Below are 22,019 nucleotides of genomic sequence, written 5' to 3'. Positions count from 1 at the left end.
GGTGCGACGGGACGGAGCGTCCGGGGTGAGTCCCGTATGAAGCGGCACACCATCCAGCCGCGCCCCGGCTGGCAGCAGACCGTCGAGGCGCAGGGCCTGATCTACCCGCTGACCCGCTACCCGGACGACTCGCTGCGCCCCTACTGGGACGAGAGCGCGTACTACTCCTTCTCGCTGCCCGAGGTCGAGGCGCTGGAGGAGGCCGTCGAGGAACTGCACGCCATGTGCCTGGCCGCGGCCGCGCACATCGTCGAGCACCGGCGCTTCGCCGATCTCGGCATCGAGGACCGGCGGCTGGCGGACCTGGTCGCCGAATCCTGGTACCGGCGGGCCGAACTCCCCACCCTCTACGGGCGGTTCGACCTGCGCTACGACGGCACCGGGCCCGCCAAGATGCTGGAGTACAACGCGGACACGCCGACCTCGCTGGTCGAGGCGGCGGGCCCGCAGTGGTTCTGGATGGAGGAACGTTTCCCCGGCGCCGACCAGTGGAATTCGCTCCACGAACGGCTGGTCGACGCCTGGCGCAAACAGGCCAGGCTGCTGCCGCCGGGCGCGCCGGTGCACTTCGCGCACTCCGCCGGCGACGAGCTGGGCGAGGACCTGATGACCGTCGCCTACCTGGAGGAGACGGCCCAGCAGGCCGGGCTGGAGACGGTGGCGACACCGGTCGAGGAGATCGGCTGGGACCACCTCTCGGGGCGCTTCGTCGACCAGCGGCTGCGCTTCATCCGGTCCTGCTTCAAGCTCTACCCGTGGGAGTGGCTGGCCACGGACGAGTTCGGGCCGCACGTGCTCGACACGCTCGACAACGGCGGCGGCACCGGCAGCACCCTGTGGATCGAGCCCGCCTGGAAGATGCTCCTCTCCAACAAGGCGCTGCTCGCCGTCCTCTGGGAGCTGTACCCGGGCCACCCGAACCTGCTGCCCGCCTATCTCGACGGGCCGCGCGAACTGGCGGACGGGCCGGACGCGCCCGGGTACGTGGCCAAGCCGCTGCTCGGCCGCGAGGGTGCCGGTGTCACCGTCCACGAGCCGGGCGCGGCCCCCGTGGTACGCGACGAGCCGTGCTGCTACCAGGAGTTGGCCCCGCTGCCCGACTTCGACGGCAACCGGGTGGTGCTCGGCGCGTGGGTCGTCGAGAACGAGTCGGCGGGGCTCGGCATCCGGGAGTCGGCGGGGCTGGTCACGGACGAGTACGCCCGGTTCCTGCCGCATGTGATTCTGTGAGGCGCGCCCCCTGCGGCCGTACGGCTTGCAGGGGGCCCGGCCGCGCGGCCTGGAGGGGAGCGGGGCCCGGCCGCGCGGCCTGGAGGGGAGCGGGGCCCGGCCGCGCGGCCTGGAGGGGAGCGCGGCTCCCGGTCACCCGGCCAGCACCGTCCGCAGCTGGTCCAGCCCCCAGTCCAGGTCCTCCTTGGTGATGACCAGCGGGGGCGCCAGCCGGATGGTGCTGCCGTGGGTGTCCTTGACCAGGACGCCCAGCTTCATCAGCCGCTCCGAAATCTCCCGGCCCGTCCCCAGGGCCGGGTTGATGTCCACCCCGGCCCACAGCCCGCGCCCGCGCACCGCGTCCACCGCGCCGCCGCCCACCAGCAGCCCCAGCTCGTGGTGCAGGTGCTCGCCCAGTTCCGTGGCGCGCTGCTGGTACTCGCCGCTCCGCAGCATCGCCAGGACCTCCAGCGCCACCGCGCACGCGAGCGGGTTGCCACCGAACGTCGACCCGTGCTCGCCCGGCCGGAACAGACCCAGTACCTCGCGCGAGGAGACCACCGCCGACACCGGCACGATGCCGCCGCCCAGCGCCTTGCCGAGCACGTACATGTCCGGCACCACGTCCTCGTGCCGGCAGGCGAAGTCCGCGCCCGTGCGGCCCAGGCCGGACTGGATCTCGTCCGCGATGAACAGCACATCGCGCTCGCGGGTCAACTCCCGTACGCCCGGCAGGTAACCAGGCGGCGGCACCAGCACGCCGGCCTCACCCTGGATCGGCTCGATCAGCACCGCCACGGTGTCCTCGTCCACCGCGTCCGCCAGCGCCTGGAGATCGCCGTACGGGACGATCTCGAAGCCCGGCGTGTAGGGGCCGTAATCGGCGCGCGCCTCCGGGTCGGTGGAGAAGGAGACGATCGTGGTCGTCCGGCCGTGGAAGTTGTTCTCCGCCACGACGATCTTCGCCCGGCCGTCCGGGACGCCCTTGGCCCGGTACCCCCACTTGCGGGCGGTCTTGACCGCCGTCTCGACGGCCTCCGCGCCGGTGTTCATCGGCAGCACCATCTCCATGCCGCAGAACTCGGCGAGCCGCGTGCAGAACTCGGCGAACCGGTCGTGGTGGAAGGCGCGCGACGTCAGCGTCACCCGGTCCAGCTGCCGCTTGGCGGCCTCGATCAGCCGCCGGTTGCCGTGGCCGAAGTTGAGCGCCGAGTACCCGGCGAGCATGTCCAGATAGCGCTTGCCCTCGACATCCGTCATCCAGGCCCCTTCGGCGGAGGCCACGACGACGGGAAGCGGGTGATAGTTGTGCGCGCTGTGGGCTTCGGCGGCGGCGATGCTGCGTTCCGTGGACGTCGTGGGGGTCACCATTGACTCCGTTCGGTATGCGGGCGATCCCGGGCGAAAAAATCCCGTTGGGCGGACGGTATGCGAAGAAAGGTTGCGCCGGACAGCCCCCGATAGACTGGCCTCGCGCGCCGCGACTGGCGTACGGGGAAGTGACCTCGGGGGAACGGTGCGCGGCCGTCCGCGGACGGCCCGCCACGAGGTGCCGCCTTGCCTGGGCACCCGGGAGCACGACCGGAAAGCCGTACGAACCGATCGCCCCGGAGGACCTCATGAGTCATCCCCTGCCCCATCCCGCCCTCGCCGCCGCCGACCCCGAACTGGCCGCCCTGGTCGGTGCCGAGGAACGCCTCCAGGCCGAGACGCTGCGCCTGATCCCCTCCGAGAACTACGTCTCCAGCGCCGTCCTCGAAGCCACCGGCACCGTCCTGCAGAACAAGTACAGCGAGGGATACGCCGGCCGTCGCTACTACGAAGGCCAGCAGAACATCGATCGTGTCGAACGGCTGGCCGCCGACCGCGCCAAGGCCGTCTTCGGCGTCGAGCACGCCAACGTCCAGCCGTACTCCGGCTCGCCCGCCAACCTCGCCGTCTACCTCGCCTTCGCCGAGCCCGGCGACACCGTGATGGGCATGTCGCTGCCGATGGGCGGTCACCTCACGCACGGCTGGGGCGTCTCGGCCACCGGGAAGTGGTTTCGCGGCGTGCAGTACGGCGTACGGGCCGACACCGCCCGTACCGACTTCGACGAGGTGCGCGACCTGGCCCTCAAGGAGCGCCCGAAGCTGATCTTCTGCGGCGGTACGGCCGTGCCGCGCACCATCGACTTCGCCGCCTTCGCCGAGATCGCCCGCGAGGTGGACGCCGTCCTGGTCGCCGACATCGCGCACATCGCCGGGCTGGTCGCGGGCGGCGCCCACCCCTCACCGGTGCCGCACGCCGACGTCATCTCCACCACCACCCACAAGACGCTGCGCGGTCCGCGCGGCGCCATGCTGATGTCCCGCGAGCAGTACGCGAAGCCCCTCGACAAGGCCGTCTTCCCCGGCCTCCAGGGCGGCCCGCACAACCACACCACCGCCGCCGTCGCGGTCGCCCTCCACGAGGCCGCGCAGCCGTTCTTCCGCGCCTACGCGCACGCCGTCGTCGCCAACGCCCAGGCCCTCGCCGAGCAGCTGCTGGCCCGCGGCTTCGACCTGGTCTCCGGCGGTACGGACAATCACCTGATCCTGATGGACCTCACCCCCAAGGAGGTGCCCGGCAAGATCGCCGCCAAGGCGCTGGACCGGGCCGGCATCGTCGTCAACTACAACACCGTCCCGTTCGACACCCGCAAGCCGTTCGACCCGTCCGGCATCCGCATCGGCACCCCGTCGCTGACCTCGCGCGGCCTGGGCAGCGAGCACATGCCGCAGATCGCCGACTGGATCACCCGGGGCGTCGAGGCCGCGGGCGCGGGCGACGAGGACGCGCTCACCACGATCCGCGCCGAGGTCGCCGAGCTGATGGCGGCCTATCCGGCGCCGGGGCTGGTGGCCGATCCGGCGTCGGGGCCGGTGGCCGATCCGTCCTGACCGTCCCCGGGCCTCCCGCCCGGCCCCAGGTCCCGGCCCAGTCGTACCGGAAGCTCCAGGACGCTGTTGCCCACGAAGGTGGGCAGCGGCCGCAGGTCCGCCTCCGGCACGGCCAGGGCCAGATCGGGGAACCGGTCGAACAGCGCCCGCAGCGCGACGCCGGCCTCCAGACGGGCCAGCGGCGCGCCCGGGCAGACGTGCGCCCCGTGCCCGAAGGACAGGTGCCGCGCGGCGGGCCGCCGCGTCACGTCGAAGCGGTCCGCGTCCGGGCCGTACGCCTCCGGGTCGCGCCCGGCCGCCCCGTACGCGGCGAGCACCGGCGTCCCCTGGGGAATGACCGTGCCGCCGATGTCCAGGTCCCGGGTCGGATAGCGGAACGGGAAATTGGCCACCGGACTGTCGTGGCGCAGCGTCTCCTCGACCACGTCCGCCCAGCCCGCCCGCCCGGAGCGGACCAGATCCAGCTGCTCACGGTCCGCGCACAGGGCCCGTACGGCGTTGCAGATCAGGTCGAGGGTGGTCTGGTGCCCGGCGGCGATCGTCAGCAGCAGGGTGCCGACCAGCTCCCGTTCGCTCAGCCGGGCCTCGTCCGCGTCGCACGCCGCGATGAGCGCGCTGGTCAGGTCGTCGCCCGGCGCCGCGCGGCGGGCCGCCACGACCTGTCCGAGAACCGCGATCAGCTCCCGGTTGGCCGCCAGCGCCGTCTCCTGGTCGATGACGGTGTTCACCACCAGACCGGACAGCTCGTGCAGCCGGTCCCGGAACTCCTCGTCCACCCCGATCAGTTCGGAGATCACCCGCATGGGCAGCGGATAGGCGAAGGCGTACCGGAGATCGACCGTCCCGCTGCCTTGCCCGGCCAGCGCGGGCAGGCCGTCGAGCAGCTCGGCGGTGATCCCCTCCACCCGCGGTCGCAGCGCCGCCACCCGCCGGGGCGAGAGCGCCTTGACGACCGGTTCCCGCAGCCGCCGGTGGTCCGCGCCGTCGGCCGTGGTCATCCCGTCCACGGTCGCGAAGGTGGAGAGCTGCCAGCCGGGCGGGATACGGCCCTCGCGCAGCGCGGCGAAGTGACAGGCGTTCTTGGCCACTTCCGGGTGGGTGAGGAAGTCGCGCAGGGCGTGGTGGCGGGTCACGGCGTGGCCGAGGACGCCGCCGGGGAGCACCACCGGCACGGCGGGACCGCGGGCCCGTAATTCCTGGGCGGCCTCGCGCAGGCCGGCGCCGGTGGGGTCGAGGGGGTAGGGGGAGGACGCGGAGGACGGGGAGGGCGGGGGAGTGGTCGGGGCTGATCCGGGTGCCGTACCGGACGAAGATGCCGTACCGGACGGAGGGGCATCGGCTTCGGTCATGGCTCCACGGTTCCAGCTCCGGGGGACGGGGGCCAGGGTGCGGACGGGCCTGGCGGTCATACCTGGCCCGGCTGGGCACCCCGTACGCCCTCCCGGCCATCCCGTACGCCCTCCCGGTCACCTCGTACGCCCTCCCGGTCACCCCCGATGCCCCCGCCCCTGCCCGGCCGCGCGCCGGCCCCCTCCGCGGACCTGAGAGAATAAGCGTCATGGCTCTCGTTCGTCCGCGTGTACTCTCCGGGATTCAGCCCACCGCCGGCTCCTTCCACCTCGGCAACTACCTCGGCGCCGTCCGCCAGTGGGTGGCCTTGCAGGAGTCCCACGACGCCTTCTACATGGTGGTCGACCTGCACGCGATCACCGTCCCGCAGGACCCGACGGCCCTTCGCGCGAACACCCGGCTGGCCGCCGCGCAGCTGCTGGCCGCCGGCCTCGACCCGGAGCGCTGCACCCTCTTCATCCAGAGCCATGTCCCCGAGCACGCCCAGCTCGCCTGGGTCATGAACTGCCTGACCGGCTTCGGCGAGGCCAGCCGGATGACGCAGTTCAAGGACAAGTCGGCCAAGCAGGGTGCCGACCGCACCAGCGTCGGCCTGTTCACGTACCCGATCCTGCAGATCGCCGACATCCTGCTCTACCAGGCCCACCAGGTCCCGGTGGGCGAGGACCAGCGCCAGCACATCGAGCTGACCCGCGACCTCGCCGAGCGGTTCAACGGCCGCTACGGCGACACCTTCACCGTCCCGGCGCCGTACATCCTCAAGGAGACCGGCAAGGTCTACGACCTCCAGGACCCGACGGTCAAGATGAGCAAGTCGGCGTCGTCGGCCAAGGGCATCATCAGCCTGCTGGACGAGCCCAAGGCCTCCGCCAAGAAGATCAAGAGCGCGGTCACCGACACCGACACGGTGATCCGCTACGACGCCGAGGCGAAGCCGGGCGTCTCCAACCTGCTGACGATCTACTCCACGCTCACCGGCGAGTCCGTCGCCGACCTGGAGAAGAAGTACGAGGGCAAGATGTACGGCGCCCTCAAGACCGACCTCGCGGAGATCATGGTCGACTTCGTCACACCCTTCCGGGACCGTACGCAGGAATATCTCGACGACCCCGAGACGCTGGACTCGGTCCTGGCCAAGGGTGCCGAGAAGGCGCGCGCGGTGGCCGCCGAGACGCTGGCCTCCACGTACGAGCGGATCGGGTTCCTGCCCGCCAAGCACTGACCGGCCGGGCCGGGGCCCGACGCGCCCCGGCCCGCCGCCGTACAGGGCCTTCGGGCCCGGGCACGGCGGGACCAAGGACGGTCGCCGCGGGGACGGCCCACCCGGCACACTGGCATCCGGGGCCGACGACAGCTTCAGGAGGGAGAACGCAGTGGGGACCGTTACGCTCGGCGTTTCGATCGCGGTCCCGGAGCCGTACGGCAGCTTCCTCCAGGAGCAGCGCGCAAGCTTCGGGGACCCGCACGCTCACGGCATCCCCACCCACATCACCCTCCTGCCGCCCACCGAGGCCCGCACGGACGACCTGCCCGCCATCGAGGAGCACCTCGCCGAGGTCGCCGCGGGCTTCGGCCCCTTCCGGCTGCGCCTGGAGGGCACGGACAGCTTCCGGCCGCTGTCGCCGGTGGTGTTCGTCAAGCTGGCCGAGGGCGAGGCGGAGTGCACCGCGCTCCAGGAGCGGGTACGCGCCGCGTCCGGTCCCTGCGCCCGCGAACTGCAGTTCCCCTATCACCCGCATGTGACCGTCGCGCACGGCATTTCGGAAGAGGCCATGGACCGGGCGTTCGTGGCGCTGAAGGACTTCGAGGCCGCCTGGACGATCGGCGGATTCGCCCTGTACGAGCAGGGGGAGGACGGCGTGTGGCGGCTGGAGCGGGAGTATCCGTTCGGGGCGCCCGCCTCCGGGGTGCCGCGGCAGGCGGATCTTTCGCGGCCGCCCACGCCGACGCGCTAGCCAGGGTCCAGGCCGGGCGGCGCGACCCGGCCTTACACCGGCAGCCGCCGGAACAGTGCCCGTGGCATATGCCGCAGTACGGTCATCATCGGCCGCAGCGCCCCCGGCACCCACACCGCCTCGCTCCGCCGCCGCAGCCCCGCCTCGATCGCCACGGCGACCGCCGCCGGAGTCGTGGCCAGGGGAGCGGGATCCAGACCGGCCGTCATCCGGGTCCGTACGAAACCGGGCCGTACCACCATCACGTGCACCCCCGTCCCGTACAGCGCGTCCCCCAGCCCCTGCGCGAACGCGTCCAGCCCGGCCTTGCTGGAGCCGTAGACGAAGTTCGAGCGCCGTGCCCGCTCGCCCGCCACCGAGGACAGCACGACCAGCGAACCGTGCCCCTGGACGCGCAGCGACCGGGCACAGACGAGAGCCGCGGAGACGGCGCCGGTGTAGTTGGTCTGCGCGACCTGGACCGCGGTGGCCGGCTCGGCCTCCGCGCGTTTCTGATCGCCCAGTACCCCGAAGGCCAGCAGCACCACGTCGATGTCCCCCTCGGCGAAGACCTTGCCGAGCGCCTCCTCGTGACCGTCGGTGTCCAGCGCGTCGAACGCGACCGTACGGACGTCGGCGCCCAGCGAGCGCAGCCGCCCGGCCGCTGCTTCGAGCGCGGGGGACGGGCGGCCCGCCAGCCAGACCGTACGGGTGCGGCGGGCGACCAGACGGCGGGCGGTGGCGAGGGCGATCTCGGAGGTGCCGCCGAGGATCAGGAGGGACTGGGGGGAGCCGAAGGCGTCCTTCACGGGGAGTCCTTGGGGAGGGGGAGGGGAGTGGAGTGGGCCGGATGCTTCACAAGGCCAGGCGCCGCGAGAGATCCGAGGTGAAGACGCCGCGCGGGTCGGTGTGCGCGCGGAGGGCGCGGAACGCGTCGGCCCGGGGATACATGACGTCGACCAGCTCGGGCCGCAGCCGGGCGTCCTTGGCCAGGTAGACCCGGCCGCCCGCCTCCGCCACCGTCTCGTCCAGCCCGTCGAGGAACGGGCCGAGGCCGGGCAGCCCGGCCGGGATGTCCAGGGCCAGCGTCCAGCCCTCGGACGGGAAGGACAGCCACCCCGGACCGCCCGCGCCGAAGCGTTTGAGCACCGCCAGGAACGACGGACACCGCCGCGCCGCGATCCGCTCCACGATGCGCCGCAGCGTCCCTTCCGCCCCGAGCCCGACCACGAACTGGTACTGCACGAAGCCGCCGCGCCCGTACACGCGGTTCCAGTGCGGCACCCCGTCCAGCGGATGGAAGAACGCGGAGAGCTTCTGCAACTCGCCGGTCCGGCGCCGGGGGGCCTTCCCGTACCAGAACGCGTTGAACAGGCCGACGGACCGGCGCCCGAGCAGCCCGTCCGGCAGGCCGCGCGGCGCGGGCGGCAGCCGCCCGCCGGGCCGGAAGGCGAGCGGCGCGCGGCGGGCCCGTGCCGGCAGGGCGTCCAGCGGGGCGTGGTCGCCGCGGGTCAGCACCGCGCGGCCGGTCGCCGCGCCGCGGGCGAGGAGGTCGATCCAGGCGACGGAGTAGCGGTAGCGGTGATCGGTGGCGGACAGCCGTGCGAGCAGGTCGTCCAGGTCCGCGGCGCGTTCGGTGTCCACCGTCATCAGCGACGTCCGTACGGGCAGCAGGGCGACCGTCGCGGCGAGGATCACCCCGGTCAGGCCCATGCCGCCGGCGGTCGCGTCGAAGAGGGCGGTGCCCGGCCGTACGGTGCGTACCGCGCCGTCCGCGGTGAGGAGTTCGAAGGACCGTACGTGCCGGGTGAAGGAGCCCGCGACGTGGTGGTTCTTGCCGTGGATGTCCGCGCCGATCGCGCCGCCGACCGTCACGTACCGGGTGCCCGGCGACACCGGCACGAACCAGCCCCGCGGCAGCAGCACCTCCATCAGCCGGTGCAGGCTCACCCCCGCGTCGCACACCACCGTGCCCGCCTCGGCGTCGACGGCCCGGATCCGGTCCAGGCCGGTCATGTCCCAGACGGCGCCGCCCGCGTTCTGCGCCGCGTCCCCGTACGCGCGCCCGAGCCCCCGCGCGATGCCGCCGCGCGCCCCGCACGCCCGTACCGCCGCCACGGCCTCGTCGTACGTGCCCGGGCGGGCCAGCCGGGCGGTGGTGGGGGCGGTACGGCCCCAGCCGGTGACGGAGGTGGTGACGGAGGTGGTGACGGGGGCGGAGGCGATGGCTGGGGCGGTGACGGAGGCGGTGGCGGTGGCTGGGGCGGTTTCGGGGGCGGTGCGGGAGCCGGGCGGGCCGGCGGGCGACGACATGCCAGCGACCGTAATGCGGCAATAGCGTCGATTCAGCTATCCGCCCCGGTCGCACGAAAAGAGTGATTTACGGGGTGGATGGGCTAATCGCGACGGCGCGGCGCGCGGTGCCCCGGAAGAGTCGGACGCGGAGCCCCCAAGGGCTTGAGGGACAGGCGCCGGGCGGACCGCACGAAGCGGGCGGTCCGCCCGGGAGCCGGCACGAACCGGATCGAGGTGACCCCGCTGTCCCCCGAAGAGATGGATCACCGCCTGCTCGTGGCGCTGCGCACCCGGGGAACCGACCCCCGGGTGGCCGCCGTGGCCCGCGCCCTCTCGCGCGGCGGCGAGCACGGAGCGCTCTGGCTCGCCGCCGGGCTGGCGGGCGCCGCGGCCGACCGGTCCCGGCGCCCCGCCTGGCTCCGCGGTACGGCCCTGAGCTGCGGCGCCCACCTGCTGAGCGTCGGCCTCAAACGCGTCGTACGCCGCCCGCGCCCCCTGCCGCCCGGCCACACCCCCCTCGTACGGACCGCGAGCCCGTACTCCTTCCCCAGCGCTCACGCCGCCTCCGCCACCGCTGCCGCTGTGGCTCTGGGCGCGCTCGCGGCGTGGGAGGGAGCCGGGCACGCACGGGGCGTGCGCGGGAGGCGGGCGCCGAGCGTGCGCGGGGCGCATCCGCAGCGTGTGCGCGGGGGACGGCCGTGACCGAACGCACCGCCGCCGTCCTGGAGGAACCGCCGCCCGGCCCCGGAGAGGCCACCCCCGCGCAACCGGGCCCCCGCGTGCTCACCCTGCTCCTGGGCCTGCTGCGCACCGCCCGCCCCCGCCAATGGGTCAAGAACGTCCTCGTGGCCGCCGCCCCGGCCGCCGCCGGTGACCTCTTCCTCCACCGGACCCTCCTCCAACTCCCGCTCCTCTTCCTCCTCTTCACCGCCGCCGCGTCCGCCGTCTACCTCGTCAACGACGCACGCGACGCCACGGCCGACCGCGCCCACCCCGACAAGTGCCGCCGCCCGGTCGCCGCGGGCGAGGTGCCCGTACCCGTCGCCTACGCGGCCGGCGCCCTGCTCGCCGTCCTCGCACCCGTCGCCGCCGCCGTCCTGTGCAACCCCGCCACCGCCGCCCTGCTCGCCGCCTACCTCCTCATGCAGCTCGCCTACTGCGTCAGCCTGAAGAACGTCCTGGTCATCGACCTGGCCGTGGTCACCACCGGCTTCCTGCTGCGCGCCATGACCGGCGGCCCCGCGCTCGGCATCCCGCTGTCCCGCTGGTTCCTGATCACCGCGGGCTTCGGCGCGCTGTTCATGGTCGCCGCCAAGCGCTACTCCGAGGCGCTCCGGGCGGCGCGGGAGGAACGGGCGGACAGGGGCGCGACCCGGCCCCTGCTGCGCGAGTACAGCGACGGCTACCTGCGCTTCGTGTGGCAGCTCGCGGCGGGCGGCGCCGTCCTCGCGTACTGCCTGTGGGCGCTGGAGAGCGGCGGCACGTCCGCGGGCGTCCTGCCGTGGCGCCAGCTCTCCATGGTCCCGTTCATCCTCGCCGTCCTGCGCTACGCGGTCTTCGCCGACCGGGGCACCGCGGGCACCCCGGAGGACGTCGTCCTGCGGGACCGCCCGCTGGCCGCCATCGGGCTGGCCTGGACCGGGCTGTACGCGATGGCCGTCGCGGACGTGTGAACGGACGGGCGGCGCACCACCATGCCCAGGAGCCCCACCCGCCGCACTCCGGACCGGCCGCCACCGGCCCGCCGCCTCCGCACCCTCGCCCCCGAACTGCTCGGCTTCGCCGTCGCCGGGAGCTTCGCGTACGCCGCCGACCTGGCCCTGTTCGTCTGGCTGCGGGGCCCGGCCGGCCTGGACCCGTACACCGCCAAGTCCCTGTCGTTCCTGGCGGGCTGCACCGTCGCGTACGCAGGGAACGCCCTCGGTACGTACCGCACCCGTACCCGTCCGGCGCCATCCCCGTACGGCGGCCCCGGCGCCCGCGCCCCGGTTCCCGCCCCCGTACGCATCCGCACCCCCGGTGCCGCCCCCGTACACATCCGCGCCCCCGCGCCCGTCCGCCTCCGCCGCTACGCCGTCTTCCTCGCCGTGAACCTCGCCGGCGCCCTCGTCCAGCTCGCCTGCCTCGGAATCTCGCACCACGTCCTCGGCCTGACCTCGGCGACCGCCGACACCGTCGCGGGCGCGGGCGTCGGCATGGCGCTGGCGACATGCCTGCGTTTCTGGGGTACGCGGACGCTAGTCTTCCGCCACGCGGGCGACATACCTGTTCAGATGGTGTCGAAGGCTGACGAAGGGTAGGCGGGGCCCATGGAATGGTTGAGCAAGCTGCCGGTCATCGGCCCGGCCGTGTCCTGGCTGATGACCACACACCTGTGGCGGGCGTACGAACGGATGCAACGCGTCCACTGGACCCGGCTGGCCGCCGCGATCACCTTCACCAGCTTCGTGGCGCTCTTCCCGCTGCTGACCGTGGCCGCCGCGCTCGGCGCCGCCCTGCTCAGCGAGCAGCAGCTGCACGACCTCCAGTCGAAGATCTCCGAGCAGATCCCCGGTATTTCCGGCCAGCTCGACCTCGGCGCACTCGTCGACAACGCCGGCACCGTCGGCGTCATCGCCGGTGTCGCCCTGCTCTTCACCGGCGCCGGCTGGGTCGAGTCGCTGCGCGACTGCCTGCGCGCCGTCTGGGAGAAGGACGACGAGGACACCAACTTCTTCGTCGCCAAGCTCAAGGACATCGCCCTGCTCCTCGGCCTCGGCGGCACCGCCCTGGCCTCCCTGGCCTGCTCCGGCTTCGCCAGCGCCGCGGTCGGCAAGGCGGCGAAGGCCCTCGGCCTCGCGGAAGGCGGCATCGGCAGCGTCCTGCTGTCCGCCGTCGGCTTCTGCATCGCCGTACTCGCCGACTTCCTGCTGCTGGCCTACGTCCTGACCCGGCTCCCTGGCGTCCACCCGCCCCGCCGCGCCGTCGTCGTCGCCGGCTTCATCGGCGCCGTCGGCTTCGAACTCCTCAAGCTGCTCCTCAGCGGCTACCTCCAGGGCGTCGCCGCCAAGAGCATGTACGGCGCCTTCGGCACCCCGATCGCCCTGCTCCTGTGGATCAACTTCACGGCCAAACTGGTGGTCTTCTGCGCCTCCTGGACGGCGACCGAGCGCTGCGACCCGGAGTCGTCGGGCAAGTCACTGGACTGCGAGGAGCAGCCCGCCGAGCCGGACCGGGCGTAGAACGGGGCCGGGCGCGGTACGCCCACGCACCCCGCCCGGCCCCGCCCTCATGTCCCGCTCCCTCTCAATGCTTGCCCCCGCGCCGCCGCATCAGCTCCGGGAGGGGCCAGCGGCGGTGCACCAGGAGCGCCAGGCCGCCCAGTACCACCAGCGCTCCGCCGGTGATCGCCAGCGCGGTCCACGCGCCGCCGGAGCCGCCGGAGGAGTCCTCCAGCCCGGCCCGCGTCCGGTCGCCGTCCAGCTTGGCGCCGCCCGTCCGCGCGTCGCCCTCCTCGCTCCGGGGGCCGACCAGCCGGCCGACCGGCTCGACCTTGTCCGCCGCCGCGAACCCCCAGTCGAAGAGCTTGGCCGTCTCCTTGTACGCCTCGTTGTGTTCCTTCTTCTCCGGGTTCATGACCGTGACGAGCAGCTTGCGATCGCCCCGCTGGGCGACCCCGGTGAAGGTCGAGCCGGCGTTGGTGGTGTAGCCGTTCTTCACCCCCGCGATGCCCGGGTACGGCTTGACGTCGTAGTCCCCGCTGAGCAGCCGGTTGGTGTTCTGGATGCCGAACGTGCCGCGCTTGCCGTCCTTGACCTCGCCGGGGAACTGCGTGCTCACCGTGGAGCAGTACTCGCGGAAGTCCGCGTTCTGCAGCCCCGCGCGGGCGAACAGACTCAGGTCGTACGCGCTGGACACCTGGCCCGGGGCGTCGTAACCGTCCGGCGTCACCACATGCGTGTCCGTCGCGTTCAGCGCCTCGGCCTGCTTCTGCATCTCCTGCACGGTCTTGGCCGTACCGCCGTTCATCGCGGACAGCGTGTGCACAGCGTCATTCCCGGACCGCAGGAAAACCCCCAGCCAAAGGTCATGAACCGTATAACTCAAATTCTCCTTTATCCCCACCAGGCTGCTGCCGTCACCCATGCCCGCCAGGTCGGCCGGCTTGACCGTGTACTTCTGGTCCTTGGGGAACTTCGGCAGCACCGTGTCGGCGAACAGCATCTTCAGCGTGCTGGCCGGCGGCAGCTGCCAGTGCGCGTTGTGCGAGGCCAGCACCTTGCCGCTCTCGGCGTCCGAGACGATCCAGGAACGCGCCGTGAGGTCGGCCGGCAGCTTCGGCGCCCCCGGCTTCAGCTGCACCTGCGTACCGGCCTGCCCCAGCCGGCCGCCGCCGACCTTCGACATCTCGGCGGGCGGCGCCGGCGCCTTCGGCGCGTGCTGCCCGCCCTTGCCGTCCTTCGGCTTCTCGTCCGCGTGCGCGGGGGCCGCGAGCAGCAGCGGCGGCAGCAGGACGGCGGTGCCGGCCAGGGCGGCGCCCGTACGGGTGAGCAGATGGCGCCGTACGGGCGCGGCGGTGATCGGATGAACGGCAGAAGTGGTCGGCACGTCGGTGAACGTACCCGTCGGCGCAGGTGCCCCGGACACCACCCCACGGAAGAGTGCCCCCGCCGACCGCCGGATGGAGCCGCTGCCCATACTGGATTCCATGAAGCTCTCGCGCCCCGTCTCCTGGTTCCTGCTCGCGTTCGGGGTATGGAGCTGGTTCATCTGGATCACTTTCGCCAAAAACCTCTGGAAGGACGGGAGCGGCCTCGCCTTCGACGACGCGGGTGACCCGACCGCCTACTTCTGGGTGCACCTCGCGCTCGCGGTGACGTCCTTTCTCTTGGGGACGGCAATCGGAGTGATCGGGTTCCGCGGCGTCCGCGCCCTGCGCAGGCCCACCACCGAGCCCACCCCCGAGACCTCCACCACAGCCCCCTGACTCCGGCCCCCGCACACCCCGGCGCCCCGTCGTCAGTGCGCCATCTCACACATGCTCGGACGAGGCCGCCGGTATGCGCGGACCGGCCCGGGATCAGCCGATCGTCGACCCCCGGCTCAGCCGAACGTCGAACCCTCGGGCGCCGGCGCACTGCGAACACACGGCGAAACGAGCCGCACCTCCAGCCGCCGCTCGGCGAGATGCCCCGTCACGGACACCGCATAGCCCGCGACCTCGGCGGACGCTGCGGCGCCCGCCGCTGCCCGAAGGGTCTGCGCTCCCTCTTCGGCCGGCGCCTCCACGGACCAGCCACCGTCGCCCAAATAGGCCCCCAGCCGCTGAAGAGCCGTCGGCAGCGACGCGGGATCACATTCCTCGATACGCCAGTCATGCTGCGCCGAGCATGAGGAATGCAGACCCTTTCCTGTGCACGCATCGCAAGTGATGGTGAAGGGCTGGGCATTCTGCTCCATGCGCCCCCGCAGGGCGAGAGCATCGAGAAGCCTGCTGGAATGCCAGTACAGCTTCTTCGTGAGGTCCAGAGACGGAGGCTCGGGCGAGACCGTCTCCGGTACGGCGGCGGGCGATACGGCAGCGTGCCGTACGCCACCCTCGTGACCCGGAACGGGCACGGAGCCGCCGCCCGGCGCGCCGGTCACCTCGACCGTGTTCACGATGTTGAAGAACAACTCGGAATACAGATTCCAGTCGTCCATGCACGGCGTACTGAGCTCGAACAGACAGACCTGCCGCTGCCCGGGAACCGGGAAGAAGACCGCGATCTTCCCGATCGTCACGGACTCCGGCCGCCCGGAATCCGTCATGTCCCCCGGCAGATCCACCGCCTCCGGAGTGATACGCACGGCCGCTTCCCCGGCCGCCAGCTTGACGACCTCCACCTCGCTCTCCGGAGACTCCTCCGCGAGCTGGGCCACCAGCTCCTTGCAGTCCACCGCCCGGGCCTGCGGTCCGCTGTCGATCAAGGAGGCGGTGACCGAGGCGGTGCTCCGCTGCCCCTCGATGTCCAGAATGCAGAAGCCCGCATAACTCACCCCGGCCGCCAGCATGTCCTCCACCGCCTGGAGCTGCATGGCGACATAGGCGAACCACAGTTCGTTGCTGCCCTCCGGGTAGACCTCGATCGCGAGGAAACGCAGCTCTTCCACGAGGACGTCGACATCGTCGATCAGCGGGATCTCATGGAAAGCGGGCGGGACGCGGAAGGTGACCGGGAACTCAGGCTCCGTCGTGCCGGCTGCCTCGGCCATGTACGTACTCACCGGTGTCAGGCTCCCGCCGCGCTCAGAAATGCCTTGCCCAGCGGCTTGTCCTCGGGCCAGTTGGACTCGATACGGTGCCCGACGCCGATGCCCTTCACACCCATCTGGGTGCCGCGGGCGCCCCAGTGGGCTACGTCGAGGGGAGCGGCTTTGTCGCCCTGGAAAGCCTTGGCCGCCTTCTGGATTCCTTTGTGGAACAACCCGTCGCCCATACCTCGTGCGACGTTCTCCGACCGGGCCAGGCTCTCGGCGTTCTTGAAGGTGTTGGCGACCTTCCCGCCGTTCGCCACGATTTTCTCACCCTTGGCCAGTTTGCCCGCGGCTCTGAAGCCCTTCACAGCGCCGATGCCCGGCAGCACTCCGAGGCCGGCACCGACCCAGTCCATGACTCCGACCTTGCCTCCCCGGGAGGCCTTGATGCCGTAACCGGCCAGGGCGAGGGCACTCGTTCCGATGGCCAGGCCGCCCAGGATGGCGCCGACCGGCGGGATGGCCATCGTGGCGAGCGAGAGGATCGACAGCACCGCGCTGATGTTGGACAACAGGTCGGCGTGTTCGGCCAGCCAGTCCTTGAAACCGCGCCACGCCTTCTTCATGCCGTCGAGCGCGCGGTCCCACCAGTGCAGGTCCGGCGGATGGTTCTCGGACGCCTTGAGTATCGCCCGCTCGGCCTCTCCCGCGCGGTCGTCCCACTGGGAACGCAGGTCCTCCGCCTTCTTCATGATGTCTTCGAGCGCGTGCGTGGCCTTTTCGTCCGCGGCCTTCGCGGTGTCCAGCTCGTTGTTGATGCGGTCGACTTCGGACTGTTCCAGCGGCACGCCGGCCAGCCCGTTGTACTTGTCGATGAGGCCGTTGTAGCTGTTCCGCTTCTGCTCGGCGTGCTTGCGCGCTTCGACAGCCTCGGCCTCGAAGGCCTTGGCGCGCTGCTGCATCGTGCCGAGCTGGGAGTGCCACGTGCGCAGGGCCTTCGCGCAGTCGTGCATGGACTCCGTGCCCTGCTGGAGGTATTTCGGCAGTTCCCCGAGCTTCGTCCGGAACTTCTCGGCGGCCTCGCCCTCCCACACCCCGTCGGTCTTGCCGACACTCTTGAGCAGCTGGTGCAGCTCTTCGAGCTCGTCGCCGACCGTCTTCACGTCCGTGGCGAGGGACTGGATGGTGTGCAGGTCGCCCTTGGCCGGATTGAAGGTCAGGCCCGGCCAGTCCGAGTCGTCGGCGATGAATTTGCTTTTCCACTCCACGGCGGTCCCCCCGTTACTTCTTGCTGAAGCCCTTGGCGTTGTCGTCGTCGGTGGCCGTGTAGGCCTCCAGCGTCAACGACAGCTGTTCGTGAATCTTCTTCGCCGCGTCGGCGATGCGCGTGATGCCGTCGTCCCATTCGGACTGGAATTCGTCACAGGCGCCGTCGAGCCCGCCGGTCCCCAGCCCTTTGGGGCCCACCTTCTTGAGCTTCTTGCTCGCGCCGCGCATACGGTCGTCACACTCGTCCAGCTTGCGCAGCATGTCCTTCATCCGGGTCACATCGATCCGGAAGTCCGAGTTCCCCAACTCGCTGCACCCCGTTCATGGTCGGCTGGTCGGCCCTGCTGGGCATGTCAAACCCCGTGAAGGGCACAGAAGAACATAACTAGCGGCACCCCTGGCGGCATGCCCGAAACTTCGGCATTTATCTCTGCTCGTCAACGGAAGGGCGGCAGCGGATTTTGCCATTATTTGATACGTCAGCTGTCCTTCGACAGCGAGGCGAAGTACAGCACCGCTTGCGCGTGGGTCAGTGGCGCGTCCAGCCGCTCCGCGTCCCAGGAGAACAAGCTGTAGCCGTAGGTGAACCTCATCAGGACGCCGCCCAGCCCTCTCGGCCTGGACCGCCACGTGACGCGCGCGGGCTTTTCCCACATCCAGCTGGAAGGGCCGCCGCCGTCATGAAGCAGGCCCAGCACGGCGAAGAAGGGCCACAGCGGCAGCGTCATCCAGTACGCGAACCACCCGCGCAAGCTGCCCTTGTAGCCGGTGACGGCCTGGGTGCCCGCCGGGGTGTGCATGCGCCACGCTTGACGGACCCCGCGCGGCGAGCGCCCGTGGACAATACGCCCCGCGTAGTCACCGGCGGGTCCGTGGACGGTGTATTCCCTTTCCTTCCGCTGCCCGGCGCCACCGGCCGGCGCGCTGATCGTGCAGATCGTCCGGGGAGGCTCGGAGGGGGACCCGGAAGGGCGGGTGACGAGAAACAGTGGCCCTGTGGGCACGTCTCCCTCGTGGCGGTGAACATGCGCCATCACCTCCCCGTCGGCGAGTTCCCCGGAGAACTTCCCGGAGGTCAGAGAACCCCACGCCTGGTACCCGGGCGGCGCGGCGAACTGCCGGCATTGCTCCGCCCGCGAGATATTGAAAACGGTCCTGGACACGGTGCCACCTCGTCATGGTCGCTCAGTCGAAAGGGCTGCGGACGGCATTGTGCCCGGTCCCGGGAAGGGGCAATTGCGGCGGGCGGTCTGTTCTGAATGTGGGCCAATGTGGCGGTTGGCCGGTTCAGGGAATGCCGCAACGGCCGGCACCTGCGGGTGTCGGGAGGGCCGCGAACGGGCATGAAGTGCAGGTGGGTCGGGGTGTGCTGCGAGTGGGTGGGGCGTTGCAGCGACGCACTAGCAAAGTGCGGTGATGTTTGGTGCGAAATCGGGCAAATCATGACTTCTGATCTTGCGGTTCACCCTCTTGAGCCCCTATTTTTTACACTCTTTGCGTTGCCTGCGCGCGCGGGCCGGACCGCCTCACGGCGCCGGCCCCGTCGTCCGCGCGGCGGCGGCGCGGAGTAACGGGGAAGGACTTCGATGGGCGAGCAGTACAGGGTCGATCTGCACGAGCTGGACAGCGTCGTGCGCAAGCTCAAGAGCTTGCAGGGCGACATGGACGAGCCGAGCCAGAAGGTCAAATACAGCACGAACATTCCGAAGTCGGCCTTCGGGTCGAACTTCAACGAGGCCGCGAAGGTCGCTGCGGCGCACGACAAGATGCAGGACTACATGTCGCACGTCATTGACGCCCTTCAGGGCCTCATCAAGGACTTCGGCGAGAAGGCTGAGCGCAGCCGCGGGGCGTACGAGGACCGGGAGCAGGACGCCCGTTCGTCGATGAAGAGCTGAGGCTTCGGCAGTACGGCAGCGAACAGAACGACGACCAAGGGGGAAGGTCATGGCCGGTGGCCCGATGGACACCGAGGGCAACAAGGCGTACGCCAAGTCGATCGACGAGAAGCACCGCAAAGAGAGCCTCGCGCAGTTCAAGAACCACGATCCTGTGCCGGTCTCGGACTCGGACTTCCACCACCACGGGATCGACGCGCTCCGAGCGATGATCGAGAACGCCAATCCGGAAGCGATGGAGACGGCCGGCGACCACTGGCGCGCATCCGCCGACCGGCTGGGCGGCCAGGACGGCTCCGGCGGTATCCGGAAGGCGTTCATGGACGCCGTCGAGCACGCCTCGAACCACTGGCAGGGTAAGGCCGCCGACGCGTTCCGGCGTGAGGCGGCAGAGGTCCTCAAGAAGATCGACAAAACGTACGGGCACGCCCGCAACGTCGAGTCGATGCTGATCGGCACCCGGTCCTCTGGGCCGGAGGCCGGTATCGCGCACAACCTGCGCCAGGCCAAGAAGACCATGGCCGGGATCGAGGACCCGGGCAAGGTCGAGAGCGCGTTCAACTCCTCGGGTGACGACTCCCAGTTCCACAAGGACATGGCGAACCCGAAGATGGACGCCAAGATGGCGCTGGAGGCCAACCGCGACAAGCTCTCCCTGAGCAAGGAGCGCCAGGTCGAGGCGGTCATTGTCATGGAAGAGCTGGCCAACAACTACCGGCAGCAGGTCGGGAAGGTCATGAATGTCGGGGAGCCGCCCGGCCCCGGACGCGAATGGCCGAGTCAGCCGGGCAGCTATCCGCCGGTGCCGCCCGTGACCATGCCGGTCGTCGGCGGCACCCGGCCCAAGCCCGCCTCCGTGACCCCGCACGGGTCCAAGGGCGGAAGCGGCTACAACGGCCTCGGCGGGGGCGTGAACATTCAGCCGTCCAACGAGCCGGTACGGACCGGCTTGGACAGCCTCCAGGGTGGCACCGTTGCCCCGGTGGGCCCCGGGATCACCGGCGGCGGCGTCAATCCGCCGTCCGGCGGATCGGGCGGTACCCCCGGCGGAGGCGGTTCGCCAGGTGGCTTCATCGCGCCCCTGCCGTACGGCAAGACGGGCGGCACCGGTGGCGGGGGCTCGCGTTCGGCCTCCGGTGGCCGTGGCGGCGTCCTGGGCGGCAGCCGGGCCGGCGGCTCGGGCGCCGGACGGACCGGTATGCCCGGCGGCATCGGCGGTGGCGCCGGCGCCGTGGGCAGCGGCGCGGGCCGTGGTGGCACGGCGGGCCGCGGTGGTGCCCAGGCCCGTAAGCCCGGAGGAGTCGTCGGCGCCCCGGGCAGCCCGGGAGCCGGAGCCAAGCAGGGCGGCGCCGGACTGCACCGCAGCGCCGGCGGAAGCCAGGCGATGGGCGGCGCGGCGGCGAACGGGCGTCCCAAGGACAAGGAGCGGACCAAGAAGGAGCGCCCCGACTACCTTGTCGAGGACGAGGAGACGTGGACGCCGCAGCGCAACGTGTCCCCTCGCGTGATCGAGTAGGGATGTACGTGCCGTCGGCTTCGGCTGTATGAAGTGGTACGAAGAAGTGCCCCGCGCGCGCTGTGCGGGGCACTTCTGCAAACCGGGGCGCTCGCTCGGCCGGGCGCCCCGACCAGTGGCCACCGCCCGGCCCTGTCCGCCCGAACGGAAGCAGTGAGGATCAGAGCATGAAGGTCACCCGAACTCTGCGCGCGGCCGCCGGTGCCGCGCTGACCGGAGCGCTGCTCCTCACCGCGACGGGTACGGCTTCGGCGGACCAGACGCGGAGTGCGCAGTGGCCGTTCGAGGCGTTCGACGCGCAGAGCATCTGGAAGGAGGCAACCGGCAAGGGCGTCACCGTTGCCGTCGTCGACACCGGATTCCGTAAGACCCACCAGGACTTGGCCGGAGCCTTTCTGCCCGGCGAGGACTTCCCCAACCCCTCCATCGACAAGGGCAGGACCGAGGAGCCAGGCTCGGACATCCGTGACCACGGCACCGGCATGTCGGCGCTCATCGCGGGGCGCGGTCACGGCCCGGGCGGCAGCCAGGGGGTCAAGGGGCTGGCGCCGGACGCGAAGATCCTGCCCCTGACGGCCGACAAGAACTTTCCGGCGGCGATCCGCTACGCGGTGGAGCATGACGCCAAGGTGATCAACTTGTCGTTCATCGGGGACGCCAACACCCCCGACATGTGCGCGTCCATCCACTATGCGGTTGAGAAGGGCGTCGTCGTCCTCGCCGGTGTCGGCAACGACGGCCTGTCCGAGGCACTGTTCCCGGCTGCCTGCCCCGGTGCCATCGGTGTCGGTGCGGTGGACGAATTCGGTAAGGCATGGGAAGGCGGCAACTACAACAAGACGGTCGACGTCCTGGCGCCCGGCGTGAAGATTCCGTATCCGAATGGCCAGAGCGACACGGGCTACTTCACCGGTGACGGCACCTCGGCGGCCACCGCATACGCCTCCGCCACAGCAGCCCTACTGCTGGAGAAGTACCCCGACCTCACCCCCGGCCAGATCGCCAACCGCATGGTCAAGACGGCGGGCCTGGCCAAGTCGGTGAAGGCCAAGAATCTGAAGCTGCCCGATGTCCACTACGGATACGGCTTCATCCAGCCCTGGGCGGCACTCACCCGCGACATCCCCGCCGGCCCCCCCGAGGGCCCGCTGCCCATGCCGCAGGGCAAGGCGTCGAAGGACCCTGTGGTCGCGGGCGCCGCCAAGGGCAAGGACCCCAACCCGCCGATCGGCGGGAAGAAGATGCTGCAGTACGGAGGCATGGCCGTGGGCGGGCTGCTGGTGATCGGGCTCGTCGTGATGGTCATCGTCCTCGTACGCCGCCGCAACAAGCCCGGCCCGCAGGCCTGGAGCTGACGCCCCCGGAGCCACCCAGGAAAAATCGAGCGACGCTCCGCACGGACGGCTGTTAG

Annotated in this window: 21 protein-coding genes; 12 read left to right on the top strand and 9 right to left on the bottom strand. The window is 71.2% G+C overall.

Features of this window, described 5'->3' with window-relative positions; translation table 11 throughout:
* Positions 1-36: 36 nt before the first annotated feature.
* The gene (locus JXZ78_RS19030) at positions 37-1,230 is read left to right on the top strand and encodes a glutathionylspermidine synthase family protein (protein ID WP_030024091.1); all 1,194 of its coding nucleotides are present in this window, start codon (positions 37-39) and stop codon (positions 1,228-1,230) included.
* A 132-nt stretch (positions 1,231-1,362) separates the two neighbouring features.
* On the opposite strand, the gene rocD is transcribed toward JXZ78_RS19030, so the two are convergent.
* Positions 1,363-2,580, bottom strand: a complete 1,218-nt coding sequence (rocD, locus tag JXZ78_RS19025) for an ornithine--oxo-acid transaminase (protein WP_238783219.1) — start codon at positions 2,578-2,580, stop codon at positions 1,363-1,365.
* Between the two features lie 248 nt (positions 2,581-2,828).
* Here rocD and glyA point away from each other — a divergent pair, with 248 nt between their 5' ends.
* Positions 2,829-4,130 carry a serine hydroxymethyltransferase gene (gene glyA / locus JXZ78_RS19020; protein WP_033039736.1) on the top strand — a complete coding sequence of 434 codons (1,302 nt, stop codon included), beginning with the start codon at positions 2,829-2,831 and terminating at the stop codon, positions 4,128-4,130.
* Here glyA and JXZ78_RS19015 read toward each other — a convergent pair.
* Positions 4,070-5,479 carry a cytochrome P450 family protein gene (locus JXZ78_RS19015; protein ID WP_078624620.1) on the bottom strand — a complete coding sequence of 470 codons (1,410 nt, stop codon included), beginning with the start codon at positions 5,477-5,479 and terminating at the stop codon, positions 4,070-4,072. The two genes, glyA and JXZ78_RS19015, sit on opposite strands and share 61 nt — an antisense overlap.
* 209 nt (positions 5,480-5,688) lie before the next feature.
* On the opposite strand from JXZ78_RS19015, the gene trpS reads away from it, so the two are divergent.
* A complete protein-coding gene (trpS, locus tag JXZ78_RS19010; RefSeq protein ID WP_030024097.1) occupies positions 5,689-6,702 on the top strand; it encodes a tryptophan--tRNA ligase in 1,014 nt (337 codons plus the stop codon).
* A gap of 151 nt (positions 6,703-6,853) precedes the next feature.
* On the top strand, positions 6,854-7,435 hold the full coding sequence (locus JXZ78_RS19005; protein WP_030024099.1) for a 2'-5' RNA ligase family protein: 582 nt from the start codon (positions 6,854-6,856) through the stop codon (positions 7,433-7,435).
* A 32-nt stretch (positions 7,436-7,467) separates the two neighbouring features.
* On the opposite strand, the gene dprE2 is transcribed toward JXZ78_RS19005, so the two are convergent.
* Together dprE2 and dprE1 are read right to left on the bottom strand one after the other, a co-directional pair.
* Complete coding sequence (gene dprE2, locus JXZ78_RS19000; protein WP_030024100.1) at positions 7,468-8,223, bottom strand: decaprenylphospho-beta-D-erythro-pentofuranosid-2-ulose 2-reductase; 756 nt, start codon at positions 8,221-8,223, stop codon at positions 7,468-7,470.
* Positions 8,224-8,269: 46 nt separating this feature from the next.
* The gene (gene dprE1, locus JXZ78_RS18995) at positions 8,270-9,727 is read right to left on the bottom strand and encodes a decaprenylphosphoryl-beta-D-ribose oxidase (RefSeq protein ID WP_238783218.1); all 1,458 of its coding nucleotides are present in this window, start codon (positions 9,725-9,727) and stop codon (positions 8,270-8,272) included.
* A gap of 240 nt (positions 9,728-9,967) precedes the next feature.
* Here dprE1 and JXZ78_RS18990 point away from each other — a divergent pair, with 240 nt between their 5' ends.
* The 4 genes from JXZ78_RS18990 to JXZ78_RS18975 are packed head-to-tail and all read left to right on the top strand — an operon-like array spanning position 9,968 to position 12,930.
* Positions 9,968-10,411: a phosphatase PAP2 family protein gene (locus tag JXZ78_RS18990; protein ID WP_238783233.1), complete on the top strand. Its 444-nt coding sequence runs from the start codon at positions 9,968-9,970 to the stop codon at positions 10,409-10,411.
* Complete coding sequence (locus JXZ78_RS18985) at positions 10,408-11,382, top strand: decaprenyl-phosphate phosphoribosyltransferase (RefSeq protein WP_030024104.1); 975 nt, start codon at positions 10,408-10,410, stop codon at positions 11,380-11,382. Before JXZ78_RS18990 ends, JXZ78_RS18985 begins: the two co-directional genes overlap by 4 nt.
* A 21-nt stretch (positions 11,383-11,403) precedes the next feature.
* Positions 11,404-12,009, top strand: coding sequence for a GtrA family protein (locus JXZ78_RS18980; protein WP_050502959.1), 606 nt, complete (start codon positions 11,404-11,406; stop codon positions 12,007-12,009).
* A 9-nt stretch (positions 12,010-12,018) separates the two neighbouring features.
* Positions 12,019-12,930 (top strand): YihY/virulence factor BrkB family protein, encoded by a 912-nt coding sequence (locus JXZ78_RS18975; RefSeq protein ID WP_030024106.1) that lies wholly within the window; start codon positions 12,019-12,021, stop codon positions 12,928-12,930.
* A gap of 64 nt (positions 12,931-12,994) precedes the next feature.
* Here JXZ78_RS18975 and JXZ78_RS18970 read toward each other — a convergent pair whose 3' ends face one another.
* Positions 12,995-14,398, bottom strand: a complete 1,404-nt coding sequence (locus JXZ78_RS18970; protein WP_238783217.1) for a D-alanyl-D-alanine carboxypeptidase family protein — start codon at positions 14,396-14,398, stop codon at positions 12,995-12,997.
* Between JXZ78_RS18970 and JXZ78_RS18965 the strand changes: the two genes are divergently transcribed.
* On the top strand, positions 14,397-14,675 hold the full coding sequence (locus JXZ78_RS18965; RefSeq protein ID WP_030024108.1) for an SCO4848 family membrane protein: 279 nt from the start codon (positions 14,397-14,399) through the stop codon (positions 14,673-14,675). The two genes, JXZ78_RS18970 and JXZ78_RS18965, sit on opposite strands and share 2 nt — an antisense overlap.
* A gap of 116 nt (positions 14,676-14,791) precedes the next feature.
* Here the strand turns inward: JXZ78_RS18965 and JXZ78_RS18960 are convergent, their stop codons facing one another.
* From JXZ78_RS18960 to JXZ78_RS18945, 4 genes are all read right to left on the bottom strand, one after another.
* Positions 14,792-15,955 (bottom strand): hypothetical protein, encoded by a 1,164-nt coding sequence (locus JXZ78_RS18960; RefSeq protein WP_050502960.1) that lies wholly within the window; start codon positions 15,953-15,955, stop codon positions 14,792-14,794.
* A gap of 5 nt (positions 15,956-15,960) precedes the next feature.
* The gene (locus JXZ78_RS18955; RefSeq protein ID WP_030024110.1) at positions 15,961-17,193 is read right to left on the bottom strand and encodes a putative T7SS-secreted protein; all 1,233 of its coding nucleotides are present in this window, start codon (positions 17,191-17,193) and stop codon (positions 15,961-15,963) included.
* Between the two features lie 13 nt (positions 17,194-17,206).
* Positions 17,207-17,500 carry a WXG100 family type VII secretion target gene (locus JXZ78_RS18950; RefSeq protein ID WP_238783216.1) on the bottom strand — a complete coding sequence of 98 codons (294 nt, stop codon included), beginning with the start codon at positions 17,498-17,500 and terminating at the stop codon, positions 17,207-17,209.
* Between the two features lie 173 nt (positions 17,501-17,673).
* Positions 17,674-17,994, bottom strand: coding sequence for a hypothetical protein (locus JXZ78_RS18945; protein ID WP_208870234.1), 321 nt, complete (start codon positions 17,992-17,994; stop codon positions 17,674-17,676).
* A 786-nt stretch (positions 17,995-18,780) separates the two neighbouring features.
* Here JXZ78_RS18945 and JXZ78_RS18940 point away from each other — a divergent pair.
* The 3 genes from JXZ78_RS18940 to JXZ78_RS18930 all read left to right on the top strand — a co-directional run bounded on the left by JXZ78_RS18940 (position 18,781) and on the right by JXZ78_RS18930 (position 21,963).
* Positions 18,781-19,092 carry a hypothetical protein gene (locus tag JXZ78_RS18940; protein ID WP_030024116.1) on the top strand — a complete coding sequence of 104 codons (312 nt, stop codon included), beginning with the start codon at positions 18,781-18,783 and terminating at the stop codon, positions 19,090-19,092.
* 49 nt (positions 19,093-19,141) lie between these two features.
* Positions 19,142-20,608, top strand: a complete 1,467-nt coding sequence (locus JXZ78_RS18935) for a WXG100 family type VII secretion target (protein ID WP_050502961.1) — start codon at positions 19,142-19,144, stop codon at positions 20,606-20,608.
* A 167-nt stretch (positions 20,609-20,775) separates the two neighbouring features.
* Positions 20,776-21,963, top strand: a complete 1,188-nt coding sequence (locus JXZ78_RS18930; protein ID WP_030024118.1) for a S8 family serine peptidase — start codon at positions 20,776-20,778, stop codon at positions 21,961-21,963.
* Positions 21,964-22,019 lie beyond the last annotated feature (56 nt).

It is taken from the genome of Streptomyces monomycini (assembly GCF_022271435.1).
Classification (GTDB): domain Bacteria; phylum Actinomycetota; class Actinomycetes; order Streptomycetales; family Streptomycetaceae; genus Streptomyces; species Streptomyces monomycini.
Note: the sequence above shows the minus strand (reverse complement) of the source record. Positions and strands in the feature narration are given on the sequence as shown.

Excerpts from the sequence above, each read along its gene's own strand:
- dprE1 (WP_238783218.1), bottom strand. The coding sequence starts at position 9,727 with ATGTCGTCGCCCGCCGGCCCGCCCGGCTCCCGCACCGCCCCCGAAACC.
- trpS (WP_030024097.1), top strand. The coding sequence starts at position 5,689 with ATGGCTCTCGTTCGTCCGCGTGTACTCTCCGGGATTCAGCCCACCGCC.
- JXZ78_RS18980 (WP_050502959.1), top strand. The coding sequence starts at position 11,404 with ATGCCCAGGAGCCCCACCCGCCGCACTCCGGACCGGCCGCCACCGGCC.
- JXZ78_RS18930 (WP_030024118.1), top strand. The coding sequence starts at position 20,776 with ATGAAGGTCACCCGAACTCTGCGCGCGGCCGCCGGTGCCGCGCTGACC.
- JXZ78_RS18965 (WP_030024108.1), top strand. The coding sequence starts at position 14,397 with ATGAAGCTCTCGCGCCCCGTCTCCTGGTTCCTGCTCGCGTTCGGGGTA.
- rocD (WP_238783219.1), bottom strand. The coding sequence starts at position 2,580 with ATGGTGACCCCCACGACGTCCACGGAACGCAGCATCGCCGCCGCCGAA.
- JXZ78_RS18990 (WP_238783233.1), top strand. The coding sequence starts at position 9,968 with ATGGATCACCGCCTGCTCGTGGCGCTGCGCACCCGGGGAACCGACCCC.
- glyA (WP_033039736.1), top strand. The coding sequence starts at position 2,829 with ATGAGTCATCCCCTGCCCCATCCCGCCCTCGCCGCCGCCGACCCCGAA.
- JXZ78_RS19030 (WP_030024091.1), top strand. The coding sequence starts at position 37 with ATGAAGCGGCACACCATCCAGCCGCGCCCCGGCTGGCAGCAGACCGTC.
- JXZ78_RS18940 (WP_030024116.1), top strand. The coding sequence starts at position 18,781 with ATGGGCGAGCAGTACAGGGTCGATCTGCACGAGCTGGACAGCGTCGTG.
- JXZ78_RS18975 (WP_030024106.1), top strand. The coding sequence starts at position 12,019 with ATGGAATGGTTGAGCAAGCTGCCGGTCATCGGCCCGGCCGTGTCCTGG.
- JXZ78_RS18935 (WP_050502961.1), top strand. The coding sequence starts at position 19,142 with ATGGCCGGTGGCCCGATGGACACCGAGGGCAACAAGGCGTACGCCAAG.
- JXZ78_RS18945 (WP_208870234.1), bottom strand. The coding sequence starts at position 17,994 with ATGCACACCCCGGCGGGCACCCAGGCCGTCACCGGCTACAAGGGCAGC.
- JXZ78_RS19015 (WP_078624620.1), bottom strand. The coding sequence starts at position 5,479 with ATGACCGAAGCCGATGCCCCTCCGTCCGGTACGGCATCTTCGTCCGGT.
- JXZ78_RS18970 (WP_238783217.1), bottom strand. The coding sequence starts at position 14,398 with ATGGAATCCAGTATGGGCAGCGGCTCCATCCGGCGGTCGGCGGGGGCA.